Origin of the sequence: uncultured Novosphingobium sp. (genome assembly GCF_964277725.1) — a bacterium.
Classification (GTDB): Bacteria; Pseudomonadota; Alphaproteobacteria; order Sphingomonadales; family Sphingomonadaceae; genus Novosphingobium; species Novosphingobium fluoreni.
In genome coordinates this window covers 1-8377 of the sequence record NZ_CAXYKL010000049.1, presented here as the reverse complement: position 1 = coordinate 8377, position 8377 = coordinate 1, and the positions used below count along the sequence as shown (strand labels likewise).

General features: G+C 65.1%; 8 protein-coding genes. 4 read left to right on the top strand and 4 right to left on the bottom strand.

What is annotated here, in order from left to right:
- Positions 1-252 precede the first annotated feature (252 nt).
- Complete coding sequence (locus tag ACHWRX_RS03020) at positions 253-633, top strand: ImmA/IrrE family metallo-endopeptidase (protein WP_394658046.1); 381 nt, start codon at positions 253-255, stop codon at positions 631-633.
- Positions 634-962: 329 nt separating this feature from the next.
- Here ACHWRX_RS03020 and ACHWRX_RS03015 read toward each other — a convergent pair whose 3' ends face one another.
- From ACHWRX_RS03015 to ACHWRX_RS03000, 4 genes are read right to left on the bottom strand one after another with little or no spacing between them, the layout of a single operon-like run.
- Entirely contained in the window at positions 963-1826 is an 864-nt protein-coding gene (locus ACHWRX_RS03015; RefSeq protein ID WP_394658045.1) for a hypothetical protein, read from the bottom strand.
- Positions 1823-3160, bottom strand: coding sequence for a lipopolysaccharide biosynthesis protein (locus ACHWRX_RS03010; RefSeq protein ID WP_394658044.1), 1338 nt, complete (start codon positions 3158-3160; stop codon positions 1823-1825). Before ACHWRX_RS03010 ends, ACHWRX_RS03015 begins: the two co-directional genes overlap by 4 nt.
- Positions 3161-3175: 15 nt before the next feature.
- The gene (locus ACHWRX_RS03005) at positions 3176-3883 is read right to left on the bottom strand and encodes a nucleoside triphosphate hydrolase (protein ID WP_394658043.1); all 708 of its coding nucleotides are present in this window, start codon (positions 3881-3883) and stop codon (positions 3176-3178) included.
- Positions 3880-4653, bottom strand: coding sequence for a hypothetical protein (locus tag ACHWRX_RS03000; RefSeq protein ID WP_394658042.1), 774 nt, complete (start codon positions 4651-4653; stop codon positions 3880-3882). Before ACHWRX_RS03000 ends, ACHWRX_RS03005 begins: the two co-directional genes overlap by 4 nt.
- A gap of 204 nt (positions 4654-4857) precedes the next feature.
- Between ACHWRX_RS03000 and ACHWRX_RS02995 the strand changes: the two genes are divergently transcribed.
- Genes ACHWRX_RS02995 through ACHWRX_RS02985 form a run of 3 tightly spaced genes read left to right on the top strand, consistent with a single transcriptional unit; the run spans position 4858 to position 8025 of the window.
- A complete protein-coding gene (locus ACHWRX_RS02995; RefSeq protein WP_058735304.1) occupies positions 4858-5526 on the top strand; it encodes a response regulator transcription factor in 669 nt (222 codons plus the stop codon).
- 17 nt (positions 5527-5543) lie between these two features.
- Positions 5544-6899 (top strand): sensor histidine kinase, encoded by a 1356-nt coding sequence (locus ACHWRX_RS02990; RefSeq protein WP_394658041.1) that lies wholly within the window; start codon positions 5544-5546, stop codon positions 6897-6899.
- A gap of 1 nt (position 6900) precedes the next feature.
- Positions 6901-8025, top strand: coding sequence for an endonuclease/exonuclease/phosphatase family protein (locus ACHWRX_RS02985; RefSeq protein WP_394658040.1), 1125 nt, complete (start codon positions 6901-6903; stop codon positions 8023-8025).
- Positions 8026-8377: the final 352 nt, after the last annotated feature.

The window sequence follows — 8377 nt, the reverse complement described above, 5'->3', positions numbered from 1 at the left end:
CCTGATCTACAGCTGGCGGACGGCACGGCGGCAGGCGGAGAAGATCGCCAGTGAGCCGCTGACGTTCATCTCATACGGCACCGTACCACAGGGCGATCTTGTCGCCGTCGCTCCCGCTTCGTCGCCTTTGCAGCCCAGGCCTGCGCCCGACATGTCGACGATGGCAGAGGAGTTGACACCTTTGAGGATCGCGCCCAGACCCGGGAGTTCGTCGCGCTGGCGGAAGGTGCAACGACGATGGTCTCGTTCTGGATGCGCAAGGTCAGCCCGGTTTTCACCGGGCGCGAGGAAATGATTCTCGATGCCGGTCGGCTCAGCGCGGAATGGTATTATCGACGTTTGCGCCAGATCGATGAATTGATGGCGGAAGCGGAGCTGCCAAGCTGCGAGGCACGCATCATCGGTTTTTATGATCAGGCGATCATCACCGTCCGAAACTCCGGCGACCCCCGCCGGCGCCGCTCCTCAATCTGCCGCTCGAACGATATCGGCAATCCCGGAGCCGCCAGCCAGCTCGAGAAGCAGGCCGACCGCTTTGCAACCGACCTACTCATGCCCCGTTACCTCTTCGTCCCATCCGTTGCCCAACCGACAGCTTTCGTACGCAAGCGTCCGAAACCTTTCGCAAACTGACGTTCAAGTTTATCAACAGGAATGTCTGCTTGTGCCGGAATTCGCCATTTCCATCCGACTGCACGATCCGGCAGCAGTACCCTCAATAGCTGTCCTAAGCCGAGCTATAAGTTGGCCCAAGAACTTGCCATTCATCTAACATACCACAAGGGTTTGGTTGTCGATACCAGTCGAAGCGCAAATAGTTCGATGTCCGGGCGTAATTTTGACCTGGTGGATGCTTTGGCGCCTTATTCGGCAAGCCAAATTTCACCACCTATAGAAGGCGGTGTCGTTATTCGTACGAGGGCGGGCATAAATCCGCATCTTAGGGCTACTCCTTCGAACTGCTAGGAGCGGAAGCTGGACGGCATATCGATGGGGGCGGCATTTCTTGGGGTTTGCGTTAGTGCCAGCAAGCGGGAGCGAATGTCCTGGGGCAAGAGGAAGGCATCGCGATGGTAGTCCTGCAACCCGGAAACGGCGCTTTCCACCAAGTCGTCGTGCATACCGCCCATCAGTCCGTTGATGGCGCTGAGATAGCGCGACATCTGGTACGTTTGCTCGCATGGCGCGAGGGAGCGGCGCGTGTCGTAGAACGATACCATTCGGCTGACGATCTTGCGCATGGCGTGAAAGCGATGTGCCGTCAGCGTCTCGGCAGCAAGCCACTGCGACAGGCGCTGCAGTTCTGACAGGCGATAGCGCAGGAAGCCCTCCGCATCGTCGAGCCGCAGGGCACCGACCTGGCGCTGCACGGCGCGCCACACGGGCCAGGTCAGCAGCGACCGCAGGACCAGGGCATAGCGCCGTGCCGCGCCGTGCCGATCGTTGCGATAGGCGTCCTGCAAGTGTCCCATCACCGCCACGGTAGCCCGGAACAGCAAGGGTGCGCGATGGGCGGCGCTATAGAGCACCAGAGCGAAGCGCAGATGCTTGTAGCGGGCGCGGATCAGCTTGTAGCGGCGGCGCTGGTCGGGCGGCAGGTCGCCGGTGCGCAGCAGCGTGCCGGTCAGCGATAGCAGGTCCTGCCGGATCGCCCCCTCCCGCCAGAACTGGAGACACAGGTCGAGACAACGGCGCATCTCCGCCGCGTCGCAGGCCATCGGGATCGGATCGGGCAGGCTGACCACCGGATCGACGACATCGTCCATCTCGACTGCTTCGAACAAAGCGTCGACCACCGACGGCGGGAAGGGCGCGAGCGCCGTCATGCCGGCACCGCCACACGCGTCTCATGCGTCAGGTTATCGCGGTTGCGATAGGCGAGCGCAGTGGGCACCAGCATGAACAGCGTCTTGAGGCAGACACCCGCGACATAGGCCAGCCCCGCGCCCCACAAGCCATAAGCGTGGATGGCGACAAACAGCAGCACCGTGTAACCCAGCGCGGCAGTCCCTTCCGCGACAAGCGCCGACCGCTCCCGCCCGGCCATGTAGAGCAGCGATTCCAGCGGAAAGGCCGCCATTGCCACGACCAGCGAAAGCGTCATCAGTTGCAGCAGGTCGTAGGCCTCGACATAGCGCTTGCCGAACGTCAGCGCGATCACCGGCTCGCCGCCGACCATGACGAGCAGCAGCACGACGATCGCGATGGCGCCCGAAATGAGCGCGCTGCGGACAGCGAGTTGCCAGGGATGGCGGCTGCTGGGATCGAGGCGCATAATCTCGGGATAGAAGCTGCGGCTCATCAGTTCCGCTGGCTTGCTGGCCGAATCGAAGAAGGTTGCGGCGATCTTGAACAGGCCGGCAGCGACCGGGCTGAGCAGCGCGCCCACGATCAGGTTGCTGACTGGGCCCCACGCAGCCCAAATCGAGTGGGCGGCATTGGTAGTCCACACGAAGCTCCAGGCACGCGGCAGCTTGCGGGCGGGGCGGAACAAGCCGGGCTTGAGCGCGCCTTTGACCTCGCGGCGGCGCAACTCGCGCACCGACATCGCCCACAGGCACAAGTCGCCGGACAAGTCGGCCAGGTACCAGGTCAGCACGAACCCGGTGAAGCCAAGATCGGCGACATAGGAGATCGTCGCGCCGATGCCGCGGACCAAGGGCGTGACCAGCTGCTGCCAGGCGATCTGGTCGAAGCGGTCGAACACGCGCAGGATGCCGGTGGGCGTCGCGGCGGTCATGGTCGGGATCAGGGTGCAGTAAAGCATGGCGAGGCCGAGGTGGTCGGCGCCCAGGCCGAACCAGTCGGCGACGCAGGGTAGCACGGCCAGGCCGCACACCATGCCCAGCAGCCCACTGGCAAGGTCAAGGCCGAAGGCAAAGCCGGTCACGTCCCGCAAGGTGGCGATATCGCCGCGTTCCAGCGCCGGCGCGCCGTAGCGCACGATGAACTGCCAGGTCTGGAACTTGACCACTGCGCCCACGCCATTGGCGTAGGAGTGAATCAGGATCAGCGTGCCGAACATCGCCGGGCTCATCCCGCGTCCCGCCAGGGCAAGCGCCAGCAGGCCGAGCAGTGCGCCGCCCAGCTTGCCCGTGGCGAGATAGGCGGCGTTGCGCACGATGGTGCGGAACACGCCATCGGCGAACCAACGTTTCATGGCTCCGTGCTCTGTTTAGGCCGCAGCGCTGGGCCGTGCCGGTTCACGCTGGTCGAGCAGCGTCTGCACGGCCACTTGTGCGCGAGCGACCACGCGGTCAAGCGGTTCGCGCGAATCCAGCTCCACGATCGGCGCGGCGCCGAAGCGCAGGCGCGGCATTTCCTCGATCTTGCGGGCGAGCGTTTCGATCCGATGATCGGGCTTGCGCGCGGCGGCGAGATCGAGCGGCACATTAAGCCTCAGAACGAGATCGGGCGCGTGCGCCACCATGTGCCGGAACAAGCGTTGCTCGGCCGCGGCAAGAACGCCGACCAGCCCGCGGCGCCGAGCGGTGCCAAGCCCCGGGCCGTCGATTGCGCTGGGCAGCTCCACTTGCGGAAAGCGATCCGCGATGATGATGTATCCTTCGCCACGCAGCTTAAGCATGCGGCGGAACCGGCGCGCCCGGCGCAAGGCGAAGGCGTAGATCACCAGGGCCGCCAGCAGGCCGGGGTTCGCGCTTTTGTGCGCCTGGCGCGATCGGGTTTCGATCGAGCGATCGATCCGCCGACCCATCAAGGGCGTGCGCGCCAGCATGCGGCCAAGGTTGCCGGACTGCTTGCCCAAGTGGCAGGTCACCGTCGGCTGCCGTGCTTCAAGCCACTGCTGCAAGGCCTCGGTCAGTGTCGACTTGCCCGAACCGTCGCAACCGACGACCGCGATCAGGAGAGGCCCATCGCTCATGCCGCCAGTGCCTCGCGCCGCATTAGGTCGTGCACCGTGGCGAGGACTTCGGGGTAGGGCCGCGTCGCATCCACATCGACGACCCGGGCACCGGCAAAGCGCAGCGTCGGCACGGTCGCCAGCTTGCTTTGCAGCAGTTCGCGGTCATGATCGGCCTTGCGGGCGAGCGCGGTGTCGACATCGACGTTGAGGCGGATCACAAGGTCCGGACGGAACGCGGCCATGTCTTCGTAGATATCGCGCTCGCGCCGGGCGAGCCGCTCGACCAGGGCCGAGCCCCGGCGAGTCCAGGCAAGGCTCGGGCCGTCGAAGCGGCCGGGCAGTTCGGCCTGGGGATAGCGATCGCTGACCACCCGGATGCCATGACGGCGCAAGTCGAGCATGCGTGCGAAACGGCGACGGCGGGCGAGGGAAAAGGCGAACATAACGAGCGCGGTCGGCAAGCCGGGCAGCCGCTCGTCAGACCTTGCGTGCGCCTTGCTGGCCTCGGCGGACAGGAACCGTTCCACCAGGCCGCCGATCAACGGTAGCTGGCCGATGCGACGCCCAAGATCGCCGGTGCCGGTGCCAAGATACATTGAGCGCGTCGGCGCCTCCTGATCGAGCATTGCCGTAAGATCGCGCGCAAGGCTCGACTTGCCCGAACCGTCGCATCCCACCAGAGCCACGCAAGGCGCGAGCGCCACGCCATCGTGCGACCACCGTTGATCGAGCGCGGCATCGAGAGACGAATAGGTCTTGGCGGCGGGAGGCAAAGTCGAGAGTGTCATCAATCTGTAGCCGTTCTGGTGCACATAGGGCAACGTGCGAGAAGTGCGCAGGGCGCGCTAGGACAGGGCGCCTTACGCGCTGAACCTGATGCGAAACTGACGCTCGCAAAGGTTTGTGCGCGGGTTTGACGTGGACCTTGTTCAGGGCCTATTTCCCGGCAAATAAGGCGTTTGCCTGCCGTCACACCCACCCCGGAGTTCAAGTTGCCCCGCCTGCTGCTAGCGGAAGACGACGCCGATCTCGGCCCCGCGATCAGGCGCGCGCTGGAGCTGGAAGGCTACGTGGTCGATCTGTTCACACGCGGGGACGACGTTCTGGCTGCGGGCCGTAGTGCCGACTATGACGTGCTCCTGCTCGACATCGGCTTGCCGCACGGAACCGGCCTGGAAGTCCTGCGCATGCTACGGGGCGAGGGGATCGCGACCCCGGTGATCGTCGTCACCGCCTTCGACCGCACGCAGCAGAGAGTGGCCGGGCTCGATGCCGGCGCGGACGACTACGTGGTGAAGCCTGTCGACCTGGAGGAGCTCGCCGCCCGCATCCGCTCGCAATTACGCCGGCGCGAGGGACGCCAGGATGACACCATGACCATCGGCCCGGTCATGCTCGACTTTGCCGGGCATGTCGCGACGCTGGAAGGGCAGGCCTTGCCGCTCACGGCCAAGGAGTTTCGCGTGCTGGCGTTGCTGATGCGGCGCAGCCGGCGTTTCGTGTCCAAGGCGGATCTTGAGGCCGAACTTTACGACGGCGACAACTGGGCGGAATCGAACACGGTCGAAGTCGCGATCTCGTCCCTGCGCCGCAAGATCGGGCGCGACTTCATTCATACCGCCCGGGGCCTGGGCTACATGGTCGGCGGGCGCGAACGGTGAAGCGATCGACCCTATCTATGCAGCTTTACCGTCGTGTGCTGCTGTTGCTGGCGTTGACCGCACTGGCGATCGGGGCCGTGCTCTACGTTTTCGCCGACCGCGAGATCAGCCGCGCGGCCGACGTGCAACTGATCGATGCGGCAAAGCTGCTCGACATGATGATGCAGGACGAATTCGCGCAAGGCGTCCTGGTGCGGCGCGATCGAGTGGTTGACGGCCACGGCGACCCGCTGCTCACCACCGAGGATGAGAAGGCGTTCCAAGCCACTTACGATTCCTGCATGTTCGCGGTGTTCTGGAACGGGAAGCTGGTTGCCCGGTCAGGCTGGGGAGCGCCGGTGCGGCTGCTGCCGATGGAGCCGGGCCTGCACACCTTCACCGCGCAGGGCGATGGCTGGCGCAGTTACGGCATGCAGAGCATCAAGACGCCGCTGCTCATCGTCGTTGCGCAGCGCCATGCCGCGCGTGAATTTTCGCTCGGCCCCGTCCTGGCCGAATTGGCATTGCCCATGCTGCTGTTGCTCGGGCTGTCGATGCTCGTACTCTGGGCGACATTGCGCAAGAGCCTTTCGCAAGTGGAGCGGCTGGCCTCCACCATTAACGCCCGATCGCTTGCCGACCTCGAGCCGTTGGAGCCCGAGGTCTGGCCGAGGGAGATGGAGCCGCTGGTGGTTGCGTTGAACAAGCTGTTCGCCCGCCTGGAGGGAGCCTACGACCTGGAGCAGGCGTTTACCGACGACGTGGCGCATGAGCTGCGCACGCCGCTAGCAGCGATTCGTGCCCAGGCGCAGGTGCTGCGCCGACTGGCGCCGCAGGCGGTGGGCCAGGATGTCGATCGGCTGACATCGACGGTCGATCGCGCCAACAACCTGATCGACGGGATGCTGATGCTTGCCCGATTGAACGCGACCGCCGTGGCGTCCCGCTCGGTCGACGTGCATGGACTGGTTGCCGAAGTGGTCGCCGACGCGATGATCGAAGCGGGTCCGGACGGCATCGAGTGCAGCGTCGTGCCAGAACATATCGTGCGCTGGCAGTGTGACGCGGCGCTGTTGCAGGTGGCGCTCTCGGCCGTAATCGGCAACGCCATCCGCCATGCGCGCTGCGGCGGTCAGCTCGACATCGCCCTTGCGCGCGGATCGGACCAGCTCGCCGTTTCGGTGGGCGATCGCGGGCCGGGGATCCCCGCCGCCGAGCGCGAGCGGCTGCTGCGCCGGTTCGAGCATGGCGCCTTGCCCACGGCCGGCAGCGGGCTGGGGCTGTCGATCGCATCGAAGGCGATGACGCTGCTGGGCGGAACGATCAGGTTGGAGGAGCGCCAAGATGGTCACGGTTTGCTGGCGGTCCTAACCTTGCGCTCCCAGGCGAGCTGACGTGAGATATAGCGGTGTTTTCGCGTGTCTGTCCCTTGTGCTGAGCATCGCCGTGACAGGTTGCGGCACAGCCCCGCCGCTGCGCCGGATGGCGGTCGAAGCTGCGTCCGCGCCAACCGTCCGTATCGCCCCCGACGGCGTGACCCGCACCGCGACGCTGTCGGTGCTGACGTACAATGTCGAGGGCCTGGGCTGGCCCGCTCGCTCCGGCCGCGAGCAGGACCTGGTGCGGATCGGCGCCCATCTCGCCGCCTTGCGCGCCGCCGGCAAGGCGCCCGACGTGGTGCTGTTCCAAGAGGTGTTCAGCGGCGCTGCGAAGCGGGCCGTGCTGGCATCCGGCTATCCGGCCATCGTGCCCGGCCCGCGCCGCACGACCCCGCACATCCGGATGTTCACCGATAAGCTGCCGCACCGCGCGAAACTCCGCAAGGGAGAGATCGGCGTGCGCCTGACCGGCAGCGGACTGGTGATCGCGTCACGCTATCTGGTCCTGCTAACCCGCAGTCAGGCCTATGGTCGCCGGTCCTGCGCCGGGTTGGACTGCCTAGCCAACAAAGGCGTCATGCTTGCCCGGATCGCGGTGCCGGGTGTGCCGGTACCTATCGATCTGTACGACACGCACATGAATTCGCGCAGGGCGTCGCATGTGGCCGAAGCGCGCAACCTTGCTGCCCACGCACGCCAGGTGACCGAAGCCTCCGCCTTCATCGATGCCAGCCACGACGACCGCTATCCGATCGTGTTCGGCGGAGACTTCAACATGCGCGGCTCGCAGGATCGGTGGGAGAATTTCACCCGCTACCAGCCAATGCGACTGGTCCATCGCGCCTGCATGGAACCGGGCTCTGACTGCAAGGTGCACATGTCCTGGGACGGCGACGAGCCTTGGGTCGACACGCAGGACTTGCAATTTTTCGGAAACGGCGAGCGCGTGACCGTCCGCCCGGTCCGCGTCGAAGCGCTGTTCGACGGAGGCCCGAACGGACCGGTGCTGTCCGACCATGACGGCTTCCTGGTCGAATATGAACTGACCTGGCGGCAGGCTTCCGCGCCTGTCGCGCGCTCCCCCATTGAGAATTGCCAAGCTATTTGCGTGTCGAGAAAGGCCTTCCGACACCCGGACTGATTCTGAAGCCGCGGTCGCTGTGCTTAATTTGAAGATTAAGCCGTGCATGCCCTCACGCTCTTCGAAGCGGGTGCACGGCGCGGTGGCATGAGCGCGATCGGCTTAGGTGATGTCGGAGTATCGTCGCATATCGGGAGCAGAAATCAGAGTTTTTCGGCCTCGGCAGTCACGATTACGCTGGACTTTGTAGGCAGTGCGGCGTTGTCGATGAGGTTGCCGGCGAGATCGTTCGAATCCTGCGGATCGATGGCGGCGTAGGTCTAGGCAGGTCCATTGAACCAGATCGGAATGCGGTCATCATGCTGGGGTTATGGTCCTACCTTCGAGGGCCGAACGAGCGAACGTCGGTTTT